Here is a 17,040-nt window from a genome sequence, read left to right on the forward strand (position 1 = left end):
GTGAGTACCGACGCGCTGAGCTTCTCGGTGGTGGTGTGCGCCTACACCGAGAAACGCTGGGACGAGATCGTGGCGGCCGTGGCGTCGCTCCGGGACCAGACCCACCCCCCCGCCGAAATCGTCCTGGTGGTTGATCACAACCCCGACCTCTTTGCGCGCGCCCGCGCCGAGCTTGCCGGTGTGATCTGCGTCGAGAACGAGGGCAAGCAAGGCCTCTCCGACGCGCGCAACGCCGGCCTCCATGCCGCCCACGCCGACATCGTGGCCTTCCTGGACGACGACGCCGTCGCCGAGCCGGGCTGGCTGGCGCTGCTGGCGGAGGGCTATGCCGATCCCGCCGTCCTGGGCGTCGGCGGCTTCGCCCAGCCCGCCTGGCTGGCCGGGCGCCCGGCGTGGTTCCCCAAGGAGTTCGACTGGGTGGTGGGCTGCACCTACCTCGGGATGCCCACCACCGCCGCCGCGGTGCGCAACATGGTGGGCTGCAACATGTCGTTCCGCCGGGAGGTGTTCGACGGCCTGGGCGGGTTCAACGCCGCCATCGGCCGCCTCGGGACCCGACCGGTGGGCTGTGAGGAAACCGAGCTGTGCATCCGCCTCAGCCAGCACAATCCGGGGGCGGTGATCCTCTTCGACCCCCGGGCCGTGGTGCACCACAACGTCCCCGCCGGCCGGGGGACCTGGAAGTACTTCCGGGCCCGCTGCTACGCCGAGGGGCTGTCCAAGGCGGCGGTGGCCGACCTGGTGGGGGCGGACCAGGGCCTCAGCGCCGAGCGGCGCTACAGCACCGTGACCCTTCCCAAAGGGGTGCTGGCCGGTCTGGCGGCGGGAATCCGGGGCGATCGCTACGGATTTGCCCGGGCGGGCGCTATCGTTGCCGGGGTGAGCATCGCAACCCTCGGCTACGGTCTCGGCCGCCTGGCACCGAAGAGGTTCCTGTGAGGCGGCCCGCCCTCGATGCTACGCAGGGCGACACAGCCGGCAACGGAGCCGCCAACGGGCTCCTGCCGGGGACGGCCGTCCCCATCCTCCTGTACCACGGTGTCGGCTCCGATGCGTCCAGCGAGCTCCGCCGCTTCACGGTGTCACCGGCGGCCTTCGACCAGCAGATGACGATGCTCGCCGAGCAGGGCTACACCACCCTGACGGTCTCGGAGTTCCTGCCCGCCCTGCACGGCAACCCCGCCGGACTTCCGGCCCGGCCCGCGCTGATCACCTTCGACGACGGGTTCGCCAACACCCTCACCGAGGCGCTCCCCATCCTGGAGCGCCACGGGTTCGCCTCGACGCTGTACGCCACCACCGGCTTCATGGGCGACGGTGGGAAGGGGGGCAGGCGGGGGGTCAACCGGTCGGGCGACGCCATGCTCTCCTGGGATGAGCTGCGCGAGCTGGCCGAACGGGGCATGGAGATCGGGGCCCACACCCACAGCCACCCGATGCTGGACACCCTGCCGGCCGAGGCCGCCCGGGCGGAGATCACCGGGTCCAAGGACCTGATCGAACAGGCCCTCCAGGCCCCGGTGCGCAGCTTCGCCTACCCGCACGGGTACTCGAGTGCGGCGGTGCGCCGCATGGTGGCCACCGCTGGCTACACCTCGGCGTGCGCCGTGAAGAACGCCCTCAGCCACCCGGCCGACGACCGGTTCGCCATCGCCCGGCTGACCATCGAGGCAGGCCACAGCCTGGAGAACGTGGACGCCATGATCAGCGGCCGGACCACCCGGCTGGCGCCCTCCCGGGAGCACCTGCAGACCACCGGCTGGCGCTGGGCACGGCGGGGCATGGCCCTCTACCGGCGGGCCCGGGAACGACCGTGAGCACCTCCCACCGGGCCGCGGCGGGCCTCGGGCCGCTGGGCGGCTACTGGCGGCCGGCCACCGTCGCCATCCTCGTCGCCGGTGCCTTTGCCTTCCACGGGGCGGTCACGGGCAGCAGCCTGGGCGCCATCCGCGGGACCTTCACGCTGCTGCTCATGGGCTTCGGCCCCGGGTTGGCCATCATGGGGGTGCTGCGGGTGGACGACATGGTCCTGGAGCTGAGCCTGGCGCTGGCGCTCAGCCTCGCCATCGACACCTTGCTGGCCATGGGCATGATCCTGCTGCACCACTGGTCGCCCACCAACGGCCTGTTCCTGGTGATGGCGGTCAGCGCACTCGGGTGCCTCGTGCAGGCCAGCCAGGTGCGCCGCCTGAAGGCCAGGCCCCGCTACCAGACCGGGGAGCAGGCGTGAGCTCGGCCCTCACCAAGACCACGCTCACCTTCCTGGGCAGCCACAGCTTTGTCCGGGCCTCGGGGTGGGTGGCCGTCGTCGTGCTCACGCTGCTCATCATCCTGCTGGTGGAGAAGGAGGCCGTCCGGGCGGTCGTGCGCTCCGGCCCGCCCTCCGCCCGGCGGATCTTCGATGTCGCCGCCCTGCCGCTGCTCCTCACGCTGGCGATCGTGGTCATCCAGCGGTTCCGGGTGATCGGGTGACCGGAACGTGAGCACCGACCTGCTCTCCCCGGAGGGCGACCTGGATCCTGCCGAGCCGCGCCCCCGGCGCCGCGGGTCCCACGCCATCGAGTTGGGCTACGCCGTCGCCATCATCCTGGCCGAGCTGGTCGGCCTGCGGGACCCGCTGCTCAGCGGCGTCTGCCAGGGCGTCCTGCTGGTCGTGCTGATCAATCACTACGCCATGTCGGAGCGGGACGAGCGCCAGCCGCTGCTGCTGGCCATGGCGGTGGTGTGCCTGTACCGCGTCCTGGCCCTCACCCCCCTGTCCGGCGGCCACCTGGCCAACCGCCTGGCGGTCATCGGCGTCCCGGCTCTCCTGGCCGCTGTCCTGGCGATGCGCCTGCTGGGCTATCCCGGCATCGGGGGGCCGCTGCCCGACAAGCCCTCCTCGGGTGCCGTCCAGCTGGTGATCGGCCTGCTGGGGGTCCCGCTCTCCTATGCCGCCTACAAGCTCCTGAAGCCCACCACGGTGGTGACCTTCTCGGGCAACGGCCATACGACACTCTCCAATGTCATCACCGCCGTGACCGCGCTGGTGGTGTTCTCGGGCCTCACCGAGGAGCTCCTGTTCCGCGGCCTGCTCCACAGCGCGGCGAGGGCCACCTTCGGGCCGCTGGGCCTGTACGTGAGCTCGCTCCTCTTCGCCGCCGCCTACATCGGCACCCGCTCGGCCGCCTTCGTGCTGTTCGCCCTCGCCGTGGGGGCATTCTTCGGGTGGTGCGCCGAGCGCAGCGACTCCATCATCGGCGTGGTGCTGGCGCACGCGGTGATCAGCGTGGGGGCCTTCGTGGTGTGGCCGTCCCTGGCCAGCTCCATGGCCTCGCTGCACCTGTAGAACATAGCGGGCGTGCCAGAGGCCGCGTTCATCCGGCTGAGCCCCTGAGCCCGGGCGGCACGGCCCACGGGAGTAGGCTCCCGCCCATATGAGCCGGCTCCCGCGCCCGGTGCGCCTGGCGGTCGATGCCGTCGTGATCCTGGCGATCCTCGTGGGGGCCGGGGTGGCCCTGGCCAAGGTCACCGGGGGCCAGGCCACCCCCCGGACCACGACCCCGCCGCCCCAGAGCCCGGGCGTCAACCCGATCGCGGCCGAGAACCAGAAACTGGGCACCACGGACTGGAGGATCACCAACATCGCCGCCTCGGCGGGGATCGAAGGCTACGCCAGCCAGGTCAGCGCCCAGAAAGGCGACGCCGTCACCCTCTATGTCTCGACGTCCGCCGCCTCCTTTACCGTCCAGGCCTACCGTATGGGCTACTACGGCGGCCTCGGCGCCCGGCTCGTGTGGCAGTCCCCGCCGGAGAAGGGCAGCCTCCAGGCTGCCCCGACCGTCCAGAACGGCACCAAGATGGTGACCGCAGCGTGGCGGGCGTCGCTGACCGTGCACATCGACGCCGCCTGGACGCCGGGTGACTACCTGCTGAAGCTGGTGGGCAAGGGGGGTCAGCAGCGCTATGTCCCGCTGACGGTGGTGGACTACGCCAGCCGGGCGCCCCTGCTGGTCGTCAACGCCGTGACCACCTGGGAGGCCTATAACAACTGGGGGCAGTACAACCTCTACAACGGCCCCGACCAGTCCTTCGCGAGCCGGTCGCGCATCGTGTCCTTCGACCGGCCCTACGCCAGCGCCGGTTCGGCGTCCGACGCCCAGGACGGGTCGGTGGGTGACGGCTCGGGCGACTTCCTGGGCGACGAGTTCCCCCTCGTCTACTTCGCCGAGTCTTACGGCCTCAACGTCACCTACTTCACCGACGTGGACCTGGACACCCACGGCGCCCAGCTCGCCAGCCGCCACGCCGGGATCATCACCCTGGGCCACGACGAGTACTGGACGGCCGGGATGCGCTCGGCGGTGACCGGGGCGCTGGCCAAAGGGGTGAACCTGGCCTTCCTGGGGGCGAACGCCATGTTCCGCCAGATCCGCCTCCAGGCGGCGCCGTCCGGCCCCGCCGACCGGGAGATCGTCGACTACAAGGTGGCATCCGAGGACCCCCTGAACGGCAAGGACGACGCCCACGTCACCGTCAACTGGCGTGACCCGCCGGTCAGCCAGCCCGAGAGCTCGGTGATCGGGCAGCTGTTCGAGTGCAACCCGGCCACGCAGGCGCCCGGGGTCGTGGTGGACGCCGGCGCCTGGCTCTTCGCCGACACCGGCCTGGCCAACGGCGACGCGCTGCCCAACCTCATCGGTCCCTGGTACGACCGGGTGAACCTGGCCTACCCGACGCCACCCAACCTGGAGGTGCTCATGCACTCGCCGGTCACCTGCCCGGGGGTGGGGGCTAGTGACTCCGACATGACCTACTACGCCGCCCCCAGCGGTGCCGGGGTGCTGGCCACGGGCACGACGGGATGGGTCTGCGAGCTGACCGCTTCCTGCGTGCAGGACCCGCGCACGCACCCCGACCCGCGCATCCTGCAGGCAACCAAGAATCTATTGATCGCGTTTGGGTCCGGCCCCGCCGGCGAGGCTTATCCCTCTACCTCCAACCTTGCTGCGCTGGGAATCGCAGGGGCACAGCCAGCAAGATCCCCGTAACAAAACGACCGGGCCCTGGAGGCCCGGTCGCAGTGTTGCCTGGGTTGGTTCTTACCGCTCAGGCGCCCGTCTCGGCGGACGCCAGGCGGGTGAAGCGGGAGTGCAAGATGGTGTTGAGGACCCGCAGGCCGTCCCGCACCGGGTGCAGGTGCGAGGTGCCGTTCAGCCGCTCGGCCTCCTTGGAGGGGATCTCGGCGATCCGCAGGCCCCGGCGCAGCGAGTTGACCACGATCTGGGTCTCGATCTCGAAGCCGTCGGCGTCGAGGCGCATCGCCGGGATCGACGAGCGCCGCAGGGCCATGAAGCCGTAGCACAGCTCGGTGAAGTCGGCGGCGAAGAGCAGGTTCACCATGCCCCGGAGGCAGTAGTTGCCCAGCTGCCGGGTGGGGGTCAGGTCCGTGGAGCCGCCGCCCGGGCAGGCCCGGGAGCCCTTGACCAGGTCGTAGCCGGCGTCCACTGCCCGCACGTAGCTCTCGATCTCCTGGGGGTCCATGCTGCCGTCGGCGTCGATCATCACCACGACATCCTTGGTGGCGGCGGCGAACCCGGTGCGCAGCGCCACACCCTTGCCCTTGCGGAGGTCGGTGACGATGCGTACGTCGGGGCGGACAGCCTGCGCCACCTCGACGGTGCGGTCCCGGGAGCCCCCGTCAATGATGAGGATCTCGTCCACCCAGGTGGGCATGCGCTGCAGCACCCAGCCGATGTTGGCCTCCTCGTTCAGCGTGGGGATGATCACGCTGACCGTCGGCAGGCTGACCAGCCGGGGGTAACCGTCGAGGTCGCTCCACTCGGTGTCGAGCGAGTCCACCTGGGGGCCCGGCACCAGGGTGCCGGCGGCCTGCCGCCCACTGGCCTCGGGGCCAGCGTCGAGGGCGATGACCTTGTCGATGTCCTCCAGGAGCTCCCGCTCCGCCATCAGTTCGGCCATGAGCGTGTGGGCCGAAGTGGTGGTGGTCTCCAGTGCGTGGTCGAGGGCCGCGGTGTCGAAGGCCTCGGCCTGGACACGGGACCTGCGCTTCGGTGCCAAGAACAGCAGACGATTCGAAATCATAGCCACGAGAACAGTCCCCCCCCGGGTCCTCTGTCAGCGATTCGGACCTGCCAAGTGCTTCCCCTCACGGACGTACCTTCCTTCACCCAGCGCGTCGTTGAACGAGCAGTTAGCAACCAACCCGGGGTGCAGCAATCTGGCGGAATTGCCGGGAAATGAGGCGAGCACGAGTGTCCGACCGTGAGCACGTGTCACCAAGCGGCATCCGAGACCCCCTCGATCCCCAGTGCCGACCCGCCGACCAGGCCCCCCCGGTCTGCGGGTCGCCAACCCCCCTACACTTGATCCAGCACCACGTGCCCCCGGCTCCTCCACTCCGGGGGATGACCTAGTCCCCATGGGTGAGCCCGAAGTACGTAGTTGGTACCCTCACTCAGTCGGGGAAAGCGGCCGCGAACTTGAGTTAAAATTTTCTAAGGGGCTCAACCGGACCGGCGTGACCCGGCCCGCACGATCGTTTTGGGGCACGCCTGGGCAAAGCCAGCACGGCGCCTACCTGCCCGGGGTGGGCTTTGGTATAGTGGCCGTTCGCCCTGCTTCCGGGATGGTTGTCGCGCGTGGTACCGGGAACACGGCTGGCGCGCGCATGGGGGGTGGGCCTAGAGGAGCACGGGGAGCGTATGGCGAAGGGGAAGTCGACCAAAGAGGACGTCATTGAGGTCGAGGGCTCGGTCATCGAGACCCTCCCCAACGCGATGTTCCGGGTCGAGATCCCGGGGGGCCACAGAGTCCTCGCCCACATCGGCGGCAAGATGCGGATGAACTACATCCGGGTCCTGCCCGGGGACCGGGTTCTCGTCGAGCTCTCCCCGTATGACCTCACCCGTGGCCGCATCATCTTCCGCTACCGCTAGCCCCGCCCGACCACCCGCACCCGACCCGCACCGCCCGACCACGCACCACCAGGAGAAACCATGAAAGTGAAGCCCAGCGTCAAGCGCATGTGCGAGAAGTGCAAGATCGTGCGCCGCCACGGGCGGGTCATCGTGATCTGCTCCAACCCCCGCCACAAGCAGAGGCAGGGCTAGATGGCGCGCATCGCCGGTGTCGACCTCCCCCGGGAGAAGCGGCTGGAGATCGGCCTCACCTATATCTATGGGATCGGCCCTACCCGGGCCAAGGAAGTGGCCCGGGGAGCGATGGTCAGCCCGGATACCCGCGTGCGGGACCTGTCCGAGGACGAGATCGTGCGCCTCCGGGGCTTCATCGACGCACACTTCAAAGTCGAGGGCGACCTCCGCCGCGAGGAGAGCCAGCACATCAAGCGCAAGGTCGAGATCGGCTGCTACCAGGGCCTCCGCCACCGCCGCAGCCTCCCGGTCCACGGCCAGCGCACCCACACGAACGCCCGCACCCGCAAGGGCCCCAAGAAGACCGTCGGCGTGAAGCGCAAGAAGGGAAAGTAGAGACCACCGATGCCAAAGGCCAAGAAGCCCAAGCGCAAAGAGAAAAAGAACATCGTCCATGGGCAGGCGCATATCAAGTCGACGTTCAACAACACCATCGTCACCATCACCGACGGTGCGGGCAACGCGCTGTCATGGGCGTCGGCGGGCAACGTCGGCTTCAAGGGCTCCCGCAAGTCCACGCCGTTCGCCGCCCAGCTCGCCGCCGAGGCGGCCAGCCGCCGGGCGCAGGAGCACGGGGTGCGCAAGGTGGACGTGTTCGTGAAGGGGCCGGGCGCCGGCCGGGAGACCGCCATCCGGTCGCTGCAGGCCTCCGGGCTCGAGATCCTGGGCATCATGGACGCCACGCCGGTTCCACACAACGGGTGCCGCCCCCGCAAGCGGCGGAGGGTCTAGCCATGGCGCGTTACACCGGCCCCGTCTGCCGGCTCTGCCGGCGGGAGCGCATGAAGCTGTTCCTGAAGGGCACCCGCTGCATGGGCCCCAAGTGCGGCATCGAGCGGCGCCCCTACCCACCCGGCCAGCACGGCCGCGGGCGCATCAAGGAGAGCGAGTACCTGGTCCAGCTGCGTGAGAAGCAGAAGGCGCGCCGCATCTACGGCGTGCTGGAGAAGCAGTTCCGCCGCTACTACGAGGAGGCCGCCCGCTCCAAGGGCGTCACCGGCACCCGGCTGCTGCAGATCCTCGAGCTGCGCCTGGACAACGTCGTGTACCGGGGTGGTCTCGGCATGAGCCGGGACCAGGCCCGCCAGTTCGTCACCCACGGCCACTTCCAGGTCAACGGCAAGAAGGTGGACATCCCCTCGTACCGGGTGAAGTCCGGCGACGTGGTGGAGGTCCGGGAAAGGTCCCGCTCGGTCGGTCGTATCGTGGAGGCAGCGGCATTCGCCGCCGGCCGCCACATCCCGGACTGGCTGCTCCTGGAGGCGGGCGAGCTCAAGATCTCCGTCATGTCCGAGCCCGCCCGGGAGCTCATCGACATCCCTGTGCAGGAGCAGATGATCGTCGAGCTCTACAGCAAGTAAGCCAGCTCGCCAACAAGAGGCCGACCAGGCCCACCCAGAGCAGGAAGAGGAGAGGAGAGGTCCGCAGTGTCGATGGAATCCAGCCTGTTGATCGTGCAGCGCCCCCAGATCACCGTCGAGGAGGTCTCCGACCGCCGCGGCCGATTCGCCATCGAGCCCCTGGAGCCCGGCTTCGGGTACACGCTGGGCAACTCGCTGCGGCGCACGCTCATCTCCTCGATCCCGGGAGCAGCGGTGACCACCGTCCGCATCGAGGGTGTCGCCCACGAGTTCTCCGCCATTCCGGGCTGCAAGGAGGATGTCACCGACATCATCCTGAACATCAAGGACCTGGTCCTGCGCTCCGAGACCGACGACACCGTGACCATGCGGGTGTCGATCTCCGGGCCGAAGGAGGTCCGGGCCGCCGACATCCAGGTGCCCCCGGAGATCACGATCCTGAACCCGGACCTGCTGATCTGCACGCTGAACAAGCGGGGCCGGCTGGACCTGGAGATGACCGTCGAGCGGGGCCGCGGCTACGTGCAGGCGGACCGCAACAAGCCGGTGGGCGCCGCGATCGGCGTCATCCCCATCGACTCGATCTTCTCGCCGGTGCGCCGGGTGACCTTCACTGTGGAGTCCACCCGGGTGGAGCAGAAGACCGACTACGACCGCCTGGTGGTGGACATCACCACCAACGGCAGCCTGGATCCCAAGGAGGCCCTGTCGGCCGCCGGTGGGACCCTGGTCGAGTTGTTCCAGCTCTTCGCCGAGCTGGCCCAGGGCCCGGGCCTGCGCCTGGGTCCCGAGCCGAGCGAGGGGGGCCGCAGCGCCGACCTCCTCACCCCCATCGAGGACCTGGACCTCTCGGTGCGTTCGTACAACTGCCTGAAGCGGGAGGGCGTCACGACCGTGGGGCAGCTCATCGAGCGCTCGGAGGAGGACCTGCTGGACATCCGCAACTTCGGCCAGAAGTCCATCGAGGAGGTCAAGCAGAAGCTTGCCGAGATGAACCTGGGCCTGAAGCAGCGGGACTGGTCCTGATCTGATGCCGAAGCCCCCCAAGGGTTCCCGCCTGGGAGCGGGGCCCGCCCACGAGAGACTCATGCTGGCCGGGCTGGCGGCCGCCCTCTTCCGGGAGGAGCGGATCCGCACTACCGAGACGAAGGCCCGCCGGCTGCGGCCGGTCGCCGAGAAGCTGATCACCACCGCCAAGGAAGGCACGGTCGCCTCCCGCCGGCGGGCGCTGGCGGTGGTCGAGGACCGGGACGTCATCCACAAGCTGTACGCCGACATCGCACCCCGCTTCGCCGACCGCAACGGGGGCTACACCCGCATCATCAAGCTGGCACCCCGCAAGGGCGATGCGGCCCCCCTGGTGCTCATCGAGCTGGTGGAGGGCGCGGCACCCGAAGCGGCACCCACCGAGGAGGAACGCCGGCGCCGCCTGCTGCGCCGCCGTTCCCGCGCCGCCGGCGAGTCGAAGGAGGCCGAGGAGAAGCCCGCCCGCCGGGCCCGGGGGGCCACGGCTGCCGGGGCGGAGGACGCCGAGGACGTGGAGATCGAGGCGGCCGACGACGATGCCGACGAGGGCGAGGTCGAGGCAGCGGCTGCGGCCGACGAGACTGAGGACACCGGGGACTCGACGGACGGGTAGCTGCCCACCTACCGGCTGCTGATCGCCTACGACGGGCGCCCGTACCACGGTTTCGCCCGCCAGCCTGACCTCCGCACTGTGCAGGGCTCCCTGGAGGACGCCCTGTCTGCCGTGCTGCGCGTCCCGGTCACCACGACCGGAGCCGGGCGCACCGACGCCGGGGTGCACGCCCTGGCGCAGGTGGTGTCGTTTGCCACCCCGGAGCCGGCGGAGCCCTCCGAGGTCGTCCTGCGGCGGGTGAACGCCATGTGCGGGCCTGCCCTGGCCGTGCTGGCCCTCGAGGAGGCGCCCGAGGGCTTCGACGCCCGCTTCTCGGCGCTGGCGCGCAGCTACGAGTACGCCATCTTCACCCGAGAGGTCGTCGACCCCTTCTCCCGGTTCGTCACCTGGCACCACCCTGGCCCCCTGGACGAGTCGGCGATGCACGAGGGCGCCCAGGCGCTCGTGGGAGCGCACGACTTCTCGTCCTTCGGGCGCGTCCCCGAGGGCGGCAGCCCGGTGCGGGACCTGCGCTCGATCGCCGTGGAGCGCACCGGGGACCTGGTCACCGTGGCGGTGACCGCCAACGCATTCATCCAGCAGATGGTCCGCTCCATCGTCGGCACGCTGGTGCGGGTGGGCGACGGGGCGCGCCCGGCATCGTGGGTCGGCGAGGTGCTGGAGGCTCGGGACCGGGCGGCGGCGGGCCCGGTGGCGCCCCCCCACGGGCTGTTCCTGGTGGGGGTCGAGTATCCCCCCGAGGGCGACGAACCGGTCGACTGGGAGCGGGAATGAGGTCACTTTGCCCGCTTTTCGGGGGCGAATCGACCGCGATGCCTGCCCCGGCCGCCCACTGGTTGACGCTTCGGCCCATCCCCACTAGGCTGTCTCAGCTTTGACTACGTCTGCGGGCGAGCTCGCTTCGCCCCCTGTGGGACCAGTCCCCGTGACAGCCTCTCCCGAGGAGCGCGTCTGGTGGGTGGTCGACGCCGAGAACCAGGTTCTCGGCCGTCTCGCCGCGCAGGTTGCCCATGTGCTCCGGGGCAAACACAAGCCGTCCTGGGCGCCGCACCACGACGTCGGTGACTTCGTGGTGATCGTCAACGCCGCCAAGGTGCGGATGACCGGCAACAAGGTCAACCAGAAGGTGTGGTACCGCCACTCCGGGTACCCGGGCGGCCTGAAGGCCATCGGCTACAGCAAACTGCTCGGCGAGCGGGCCGACGTGGCCGTCGAGAAGGCGGTCAAGGGCATGCTGCCGCACAACCGCCTCGGCCGGGCGATGGGGCGCAAGCTGCATGTCTACACCGGCCCCACCCACCCCCACGCCGCCCAGCAGCCGCAGCCGCTGGCGATCAAGCCCACCAAGCCGGCGTCCGGCAAGCACAAGGGATAGAGCGACCATGGCGGTAAGCGAACTGGCCCGGGCGACCGGGCGACGCAAGGAAGCGGTGGCCCGGGTGCGCCTGGCGCCCGGCGACGGCAACTTCGACATCAACCGTGGTCGCAGCCTCGAGGACTACTTCCCCAACCTGGCGGTGCGCATGACCATCCTGGAGCCGTTGCGGGTGGTCGGCCGGGAGAAGGCCTACACCGTGTTCGCGCTCCTCGAGGGCGGCGGCACCACCGGCCAGGCGGGCGCCATCCGCCACGGGATCGCCCGGGCGCTGGTGGAGCTGGACCCGGAGCTGCGGGTGCCGCTCAAGCGGGCCGGCATGCTGACCCGGGACGCACGGGCCAAGGAACGGCGCAAGTACGGTCTGAAGAAGGCGCGCAAGGCCCCGCAGTACTCCAAGCGCTAGCCCGCCATGGGCCGGCTGTTCGGGACCGACGGCGTCCGGGGCATCGCCAACGTCGAGCTGACCCCGGAGATCGCCTTGGCGCTCGGCCGGGCGGCGGCCGCCGCGCTGGGCGCCCGCCACCAGCGCCCCAGCGTGCTGATCGTGCGGGACACCCGGCGCTCGGGTGACCTCCTGGAGGCTGCCCTGTCCGCCGGACTGCTCTCCGCCGGGGCGGATGTCACCCTGTGCGGCGTACTCCCCACCCCGGCGGCCGCCTTCCTGGCCACCGACCTCCGGGCCGATGCCGGGGCGGTGGTGTCGGCCTCCCACAACCCGGCGGAGCACAACGGGATCAAGTTCTTCGGCCGGGACGGCTACAAGCTGACCGATGCCGAGGAAGATGCCATCGAGGCCCTCGTGGGCCAGGAGGGCGAGGGGGTCATCGGCGGGGCGATCGGCCGGGTCACCACCGAGCCCGATGCCCAGGACCGCTACGTGGCACATGCGCTGCGCTCGCTCGAGGGACGGCGCCTGGAGGGCCTGAAGGTGGTGGTGGACTGCGCCCACGGGGCGGCCTACCAGACCAGCCCGCGGGCGCTCGCCGAGGCGGGGGCGGAGGTCATCGCGATCAACGTCCAGCCGGATGGCATGAACATCAACGTCGAGTGCGGCTCCACCTACCTGGAGGCGGTGGCCGAGGCCGTGGTGCGCCACCAGGCCGATGTGGGCCTGGCCCACGACGGCGACGCCGACCGGGTGCTGGCGGTGGATGCCCGGGGCAATGCCGTGGACGGCGACGCCATCATCGCCATCCTCGCCCTGGAGCTGCGGGAGCAGGGCCGCCTGCCGGGCAACGCCGTCGTCACCACGGTGATGGCCAACCTGGGCTTCCGGCTGGCGATGACCAACGCCGGGATGGACCTGGTGGAGACTGCGGTGGGCGACCGCTACGTGATCGAGGCGATGCGCCGCCACGGCGCCGGCATCGGCGGGGAGCAGTCCGGCCACGTGATCCTCGCCGACTGCTCCACCACCGGCGACGGGCTGATCACCGGCCTCCGGCTGCTGGGGCGGATGGCGTCCAGCGGCGCCCCGCTGGCCGAGCTGGCCAAGGTGGTGGAGCGCTACCCGCAGGTGCTGGTCAACGTGCCGGTGAAGGACCGGGACGCGCTGCCCGAGGCCATCGGCGTGTGGGAGGCCGTCGCCCAGATCCGCCTCGAGCTGGGCGACCTGGGCCGGGTGCTGGTGCGCCCGTCGGGGACCGAGGCCCTGGTGCGGGTCATGGTGGAGGCGGCCGACTCGGTCACCGCCAACGAGGCGGCGTCCACCATCGTCAACGTCGTCCTCCGGGAGCTGGGGGAGCCGGGGGCGTAAGCTCAAGTTTCAGCCCTCGTATCCGATACTTAGCAGGTAGCAAGGAAGGGGGGATGCGACTGGGGGACTCTGACCCGGAACCAGCGGCGAGCGTTGCTGGAGCAACACAACCAGCGCCTGGACTCGGCCGGCCGGTAGCACAGCGGCCCCGAGTTGACGAGGAGAGGGATCTCGAAACATTCGGCGGGTGACCTCCGGCTGGCTACGGTCGTAACGGTGCCGACAAACCGTGGGAGCGATCCCACGTGACAAACCGGCACCGACGTAGCGCAACTTCGCCGCGCGGACCCACGTGTGCTCTCTTGCGTAGGTAAAGGAGTGTGTCTCCGCTATGTGCGGCATTGTCGGCTATGTAGGTGACCGGTCTGCCCTCCCGGTACTGCTCGAGGGCCTGAAATCATTGGAGTACCGGGGCTACGACTCGGCCGGGGTGGCGCTGCCCGCCCACGGGGGCGGGCCAGGCCTCGAGGTGGTGCGCCGCGCCGGCAAGGTGGATGAGCTGGTGGCCGCCACGACCGGGCTGGCCAATGGCCAACACTCGGGCATCGGTCACACCCGCTGGGCCACCTGCGGCGAGCCCAGTGAGTCCAACGCCCACCCGCACCGGGACTGCAGCGGCAACCTCGCCATCGTCCACAACGGCATCATCGAGAACCACCTCCAGCTGCGGGCCGAGCTCATCGCCGCCGGGCACACCTTCGGATCGGCCACCGACTCCGAAGTGGTGGCCCACCTGGTCGAGTCCCGGTTGGCCGAAGCCGGCAGCCTCCTGGAGGCGGTCCGCCGGGCCGCCGCCCAGCTGCACGGGTCGTACGCCATCGTGGCCATCGACGCCCGCCAGCCGGGCACCATCGTCGGTGCCCGGGTCGATGCCCCGCTGGTGCTGGGGCTGGGCGACGGCGAGTACTTCCTGGCCTCCGACGTCGCCCCGCTGCTGCGCTACACCCGCAAGGTGGTCTGGCTGGCCGACGGCGAGGTGGCCCAGCTCTCCCCGAGCGGGGTGCGCATCGTGGGTATCGACGGCGCCGAGCATCCCCCTACCTCCACCGAGGTGGCCTGGGACCGGGAGGCGGCCGAGAAGGCGGGCTACGACACCTTCATGCTGAAGGAGATCCACGAGCAGCCCGGCGCCCTGCGGGACACGCTGCGGGGCCGGGCGGAGCCCACCGGCGAGCTGAGCCTCACCGAGCTGGCCCTGAGCCCGGAGGATGTGGCGGGGGTGGACAAGATCTTCATCGTCGCCTGCGGGTCCTCCTACCACGCCGGGCTGGTGGCCAAGTACGCCTTCGAGCGCTGGGCCCGCATCCCGGTGGAGATCGACGTCGCCAGCGAGTTCCGCTACCGGGACCCGGTGTTGAACACCAAGACGCTGGTGGTGGGGATCTCGCAGTCCGGGGAGACCGCCGACACCCTGGCCGCGGTGCGCTACGCCCGCCGGCAGGGCGCCCGCACCGTGGTGATCACCAACGTCGTGGGCTCCAGCCTGTCCCGGGAGGCCGAGGGGGTGCTCTACACCCACGCCGGGCCGGAGATCGGAGTGGCCGCCACCAAGACGCTCACCACGCAGATCGTGGCCCTCTGGCTGCTCGGCCTGTGGTTCGCCCAGGCCATCGGGTCGATGGCCGGCGACGACGCCGCCGAGGTGGTGCGCGAGCTGTGGCGCATCCCCGAGCTTATGGAGGCGGTGCTGGTGGACGACTCCCGGGTGCGGGCCGTGGCCGAGCGCTTCGCCTCCGCCACCGGGTGGCTGTTCATCGGGCGGGGGGTCGGGTACCCGCTGGCGCTGGAGGGGGCCCTGAAGCTCAAGGAGATCTCCTACCTGCACGCCGAGGGCTTCGCCGCAGGTGAGATGAAGCACGGCCCCATCGCCCTGATCGACAAAGGGGTGCCCGTCGTGGCCATCGCCACCCACAGCCGGGTGCTGGGCAAGCTGATCTCCAACGTGGAGGAGGCACGGGCCCGGGGGGCGGCCGTGGTGTGCATCGCCCAGGAGGGTGACGAGCGCGTGCTGGGCGTGGCCGAGGAGGTCTTCGTGGTGCCCCAGACCGCCGAACTCCTCTCGCCCATGCTGGACCTGCTGCCGTTGCAGCTCCTGGCCTACTACGTGGCCACCCAGCGGGGGCTGGACCCCGACCGGCCGAGGAACCTGGCGAAGTCCGTCACGGTGGAGTAACCGCTCATCGGCGACGGCGAGGCCCTCGCCTCGGCCCTGGCCAAGATCGAGCATGGCATGCGGGCGGTGCCGATGAACGTGCCGCCGGCCCCGCCCAGAGTGGGTGCGGAGATTGGGCCACCAGCCGCATTCTTGGGAGCATGAACCACCGTATATAGGTGGCTCAGCGTCACAGGAAGCTCCGGAAGTGGCGGCGATGGCATCCAGGCGGGGTTCCACAGGCAGATCACAGGGAATGCTGATGTTGACCTCAGGCCGCCCTGCGACGATCCCTCTGGGGGTACGCTCGGGCGCGGTGGACGCATGACCGGCGCGGAGACCTGGGCTGCCGACCTGGCGGGCGGCGCGCTCATCGTGCTGACCTCCCGCAGCGTGGCCCGCACGCTGTTGATGCCGGGCAGCCGGGCGGGGCTGCTGCTGCGTTGGATCGACGACGCCACCGACCGGATCTTCCGTGGCATCGCCCACTTCGTGGAAGGCCACGAGCGGCGCAGCCGGTTCCGGGCCGTCCATGCCCCCCTGATCCTGGCCACCCAGCTGTGGACCTGGCTGGCGCTCTATGGCCTCGCCTTCGCCCTGCTGCTCTGGCCGGTCCTCCACGGGTTTGGTGCGGCGCTGCGCGAGTCGGGGTCATCGTTGCTCACGATGGGGTTCGCCGCCAGCCGGGGCGGGCCGGCGACGACGCTGGACCTGGCGGCCGGGGCCACCGGGCTGATCGTCATCGCCCTGCAGATCGCCTACCTGCCCACGCTGTACACCGCCTTCAACCGCCGGGAGGCCGAGGTGACCCTGCTCGCCGTGCGGGCGGGCTCGCCGGCCTGGGGTCCCGAGCTCCTTGCCCGGGCGCAGCTCATGGGGGGGCTGCCCGAGCTCCCCGCCCTGTACGCCACCTGGGAGCGCTGGGCGGCCGAGCTGTCCGAGAGCCACTCCAGCTACCCCGTCCTCATGCGTTTCCAGTCCCCCAGGCCGCTCACCTCCTGGCTGATCGCCCTGCTGGCCACCCTGGATGCCGCCGCCCTGCAGGCCGCCATCTCGGGCGAGGTGGCCCTGCAGGCCCGCCTCTTCCTGCGCATGGGGTTCGGCTGCCTGCAGCAGCTGGCTTCGACGGTCGGGATCCCCTACAACCCCGACCCCCGGCCTGACGACGGCATCCGGCTGACCCGGGAGGAGTTCGATGTGGGCATCGCCCGCATGCAGGCCTACGGGTACCCGATCAACCGGCCGGTGGACGAGGTGTGGGTCCATTTCCAGGGGTGGCGGGTGAACTACGAGTCCATTGTCTACGCCCTCGCCTACGGGATCGATGCCCCCCCGTCCCTGTGGTCGGGGCCCCGCCGCTACCCCACCGATCCCATCCCGCCGGTCCGCCTGCTGGACCGGACCCCGGATGACCCCGACGGGGCCCGCCGGGTGCCGTGGGGCGGGTCGTTGAAGGACACGCGGGCCCGGACGCCCCGGGCGGCAGTCCGGGAGGTGGAGCGGGCCGAGCAGCGGGCCGATGAGCCCGCCGAGACCGGCGGACCGGCGGCCGAGTAAGGCCAGGACCGCTCGGCTCGGCGCGGGCTGGGGGCTGGCGCCA

20 protein-coding genes are annotated in these 17,040 nt (G+C 70.6%); 19 read left to right on the forward strand and 1 reads right to left on the reverse strand.

Going from position 1 to position 17,040, the window contains the following annotated elements; genetic code table 11:
* From VFW71_16735 to VFW71_16760, 6 genes are all read left to right on the forward strand, one after another.
* On the forward strand, positions 1–939 hold the full coding sequence (locus VFW71_16735) for a glycosyltransferase family 2 protein (protein HEU5004406.1): 939 nt from the start codon (positions 1–3) through the stop codon (positions 937–939).
* Entirely contained in the window at positions 936–1,817 is an 882-nt protein-coding gene (locus VFW71_16740; protein HEU5004407.1) for a polysaccharide deacetylase family protein, read from the forward strand. Before VFW71_16735 ends, VFW71_16740 begins: the two co-directional genes overlap by 4 nt.
* Entirely contained in the window at positions 1,814–2,230 is a 417-nt protein-coding gene (locus tag VFW71_16745) for a hypothetical protein (protein ID HEU5004408.1), read from the forward strand. Before VFW71_16740 ends, VFW71_16745 begins: the two co-directional genes overlap by 4 nt.
* Positions 2,227–2,472 (forward strand): hypothetical protein, encoded by a 246-nt coding sequence (locus tag VFW71_16750; protein HEU5004409.1) that lies wholly within the window; start codon positions 2,227–2,229, stop codon positions 2,470–2,472. The genes VFW71_16745 and VFW71_16750 overlap by 4 nt, the downstream gene beginning before the upstream one ends.
* A 7-nt stretch (positions 2,473–2,479) precedes the next feature.
* Positions 2,480–3,328, forward strand: a complete 849-nt coding sequence (locus tag VFW71_16755) for a type II CAAX endopeptidase family protein (protein HEU5004410.1) — start codon at positions 2,480–2,482, stop codon at positions 3,326–3,328.
* 88 nt (positions 3,329–3,416) lie between these two features.
* Positions 3,417–5,030, forward strand: a complete 1,614-nt coding sequence (locus tag VFW71_16760; GenBank protein HEU5004411.1) for a N,N-dimethylformamidase beta subunit family domain-containing protein — start codon at positions 3,417–3,419, stop codon at positions 5,028–5,030.
* A gap of 58 nt (positions 5,031–5,088) precedes the next feature.
* Here VFW71_16760 and VFW71_16765 read toward each other — a convergent pair whose 3' ends face one another.
* On the reverse strand, positions 5,089–6,084 hold the full coding sequence (locus VFW71_16765) for a glycosyltransferase family 2 protein (GenBank protein ID HEU5004412.1): 996 nt from the start codon (positions 6,082–6,084) through the stop codon (positions 5,089–5,091).
* A 620-nt stretch (positions 6,085–6,704) separates the two neighbouring features.
* Here VFW71_16765 and infA point away from each other — a divergent pair.
* From infA to VFW71_16830, 13 genes are all read left to right on the forward strand, one after another.
* Positions 6,705–6,938 carry a translation initiation factor IF-1 gene (infA, locus tag VFW71_16770; GenBank protein HEU5004413.1) on the forward strand — a complete coding sequence of 78 codons (234 nt, stop codon included), beginning with the start codon at positions 6,705–6,707 and terminating at the stop codon, positions 6,936–6,938.
* A 60-nt stretch (positions 6,939–6,998) separates the two neighbouring features.
* Positions 6,999–7,112 (forward strand): 50S ribosomal protein L36, encoded by a 114-nt coding sequence (gene rpmJ, locus VFW71_16775; GenBank protein HEU5004414.1) that lies wholly within the window; start codon positions 6,999–7,001, stop codon positions 7,110–7,112.
* Positions 7,113–7,490, forward strand: a complete 378-nt coding sequence (gene rpsM, locus VFW71_16780) for a 30S ribosomal protein S13 (GenBank protein HEU5004415.1) — start codon at positions 7,113–7,115, stop codon at positions 7,488–7,490.
* 9 nt (positions 7,491–7,499) lie between these two features.
* A complete protein-coding gene (rpsK, locus tag VFW71_16785; protein HEU5004416.1) occupies positions 7,500–7,886 on the forward strand; it encodes a 30S ribosomal protein S11 in 387 nt (128 codons plus the stop codon).
* A gap of 2 nt (positions 7,887–7,888) precedes the next feature.
* Positions 7,889–8,515, forward strand: coding sequence for a 30S ribosomal protein S4 (rpsD, locus tag VFW71_16790; protein ID HEU5004417.1), 627 nt, complete (start codon positions 7,889–7,891; stop codon positions 8,513–8,515).
* 84 nt (positions 8,516–8,599) lie between these two features.
* Complete coding sequence (locus tag VFW71_16795) at positions 8,600–9,541, forward strand: DNA-directed RNA polymerase subunit alpha (protein HEU5004418.1); 942 nt, start codon at positions 8,600–8,602, stop codon at positions 9,539–9,541.
* Positions 9,542–9,545: 4 nt separating this feature from the next.
* Positions 9,546–10,154 carry a 50S ribosomal protein L17 gene (rplQ, locus tag VFW71_16800; GenBank protein ID HEU5004419.1) on the forward strand — a complete coding sequence of 203 codons (609 nt, stop codon included), beginning with the start codon at positions 9,546–9,548 and terminating at the stop codon, positions 10,152–10,154.
* Positions 10,155–10,175: 21 nt separating this feature from the next.
* Positions 10,176–10,928, forward strand: coding sequence for a tRNA pseudouridine(38-40) synthase TruA (gene truA / locus VFW71_16805; GenBank protein ID HEU5004420.1), 753 nt, complete (start codon positions 10,176–10,178; stop codon positions 10,926–10,928).
* A gap of 151 nt (positions 10,929–11,079) precedes the next feature.
* On the forward strand, positions 11,080–11,529 hold the full coding sequence (gene rplM, locus VFW71_16810) for a 50S ribosomal protein L13 (GenBank protein HEU5004421.1): 450 nt from the start codon (positions 11,080–11,082) through the stop codon (positions 11,527–11,529).
* Positions 11,530–11,536: 7 nt separating this feature from the next.
* Complete coding sequence (gene rpsI / locus VFW71_16815; protein HEU5004422.1) at positions 11,537–11,935, forward strand: 30S ribosomal protein S9; 399 nt, start codon at positions 11,537–11,539, stop codon at positions 11,933–11,935.
* 6 nt (positions 11,936–11,941) lie between these two features.
* Positions 11,942–13,288: a phosphoglucosamine mutase gene (gene glmM, locus VFW71_16820; GenBank protein HEU5004423.1), complete on the forward strand. Its 1,347-nt coding sequence runs from the start codon at positions 11,942–11,944 to the stop codon at positions 13,286–13,288.
* Positions 13,289–13,619: 331 nt separating this feature from the next.
* On the forward strand, positions 13,620–15,461 hold the full coding sequence (gene glmS / locus VFW71_16825; GenBank protein HEU5004424.1) for a glutamine--fructose-6-phosphate transaminase (isomerizing): 1,842 nt from the start codon (positions 13,620–13,622) through the stop codon (positions 15,459–15,461).
* Between the two features lie 303 nt (positions 15,462–15,764).
* Positions 15,765–16,997: a hypothetical protein gene (locus VFW71_16830; GenBank protein HEU5004425.1), complete on the forward strand. Its 1,233-nt coding sequence runs from the start codon at positions 15,765–15,767 to the stop codon at positions 16,995–16,997.
* Positions 16,998–17,040: the final 43 nt, after the last annotated feature.

It is taken from the genome of Actinomycetota bacterium, assembly GCA_035765775.1.
In the GTDB taxonomy this organism is placed as follows: domain Bacteria; phylum Actinomycetota; class CADDZG01; order JAHWKV01; family JAOPZY01; genus DASTWV01.

What these genes read in the sequence shown, in the direction of transcription:
- VFW71_16760 (HEU5004411.1), top strand. Translation starts at nt 3,417, where the DNA reads ATGAGCCGGCTCCCGCGCCCGGTGCGCCTGGCGGTCGATGCCGTCGTG.
- VFW71_16765 (HEU5004412.1), bottom strand. Translation starts at nt 6,084, where the DNA reads ATGATTTCGAATCGTCTGCTGTTCTTGGCACCGAAGCGCAGGTCCCGT.
- infA (HEU5004413.1), top strand. Translation starts at nt 6,705, where the DNA reads ATGGCGAAGGGGAAGTCGACCAAAGAGGACGTCATTGAGGTCGAGGGC.
- rpmJ (HEU5004414.1), top strand. Translation starts at nt 6,999, where the DNA reads ATGAAAGTGAAGCCCAGCGTCAAGCGCATGTGCGAGAAGTGCAAGATC.
- rpsM (HEU5004415.1), top strand. Translation starts at nt 7,113, where the DNA reads ATGGCGCGCATCGCCGGTGTCGACCTCCCCCGGGAGAAGCGGCTGGAG.
- rpsK (HEU5004416.1), top strand. Translation starts at nt 7,500, where the DNA reads ATGCCAAAGGCCAAGAAGCCCAAGCGCAAAGAGAAAAAGAACATCGTC.
- rpsD (HEU5004417.1), top strand. Translation starts at nt 7,889, where the DNA reads ATGGCGCGTTACACCGGCCCCGTCTGCCGGCTCTGCCGGCGGGAGCGC.
- rplQ (HEU5004419.1), top strand. Translation starts at nt 9,546, where the DNA reads ATGCCGAAGCCCCCCAAGGGTTCCCGCCTGGGAGCGGGGCCCGCCCAC.
- rpsI (HEU5004422.1), top strand. Translation starts at nt 11,537, where the DNA reads ATGGCGGTAAGCGAACTGGCCCGGGCGACCGGGCGACGCAAGGAAGCG.
- glmM (HEU5004423.1), top strand. Translation starts at nt 11,942, where the DNA reads ATGGGCCGGCTGTTCGGGACCGACGGCGTCCGGGGCATCGCCAACGTC.
- glmS (HEU5004424.1), top strand. Translation starts at nt 13,620, where the DNA reads ATGTGCGGCATTGTCGGCTATGTAGGTGACCGGTCTGCCCTCCCGGTA.
- VFW71_16830 (HEU5004425.1), top strand. Translation starts at nt 15,765, where the DNA reads ATGACCGGCGCGGAGACCTGGGCTGCCGACCTGGCGGGCGGCGCGCTC.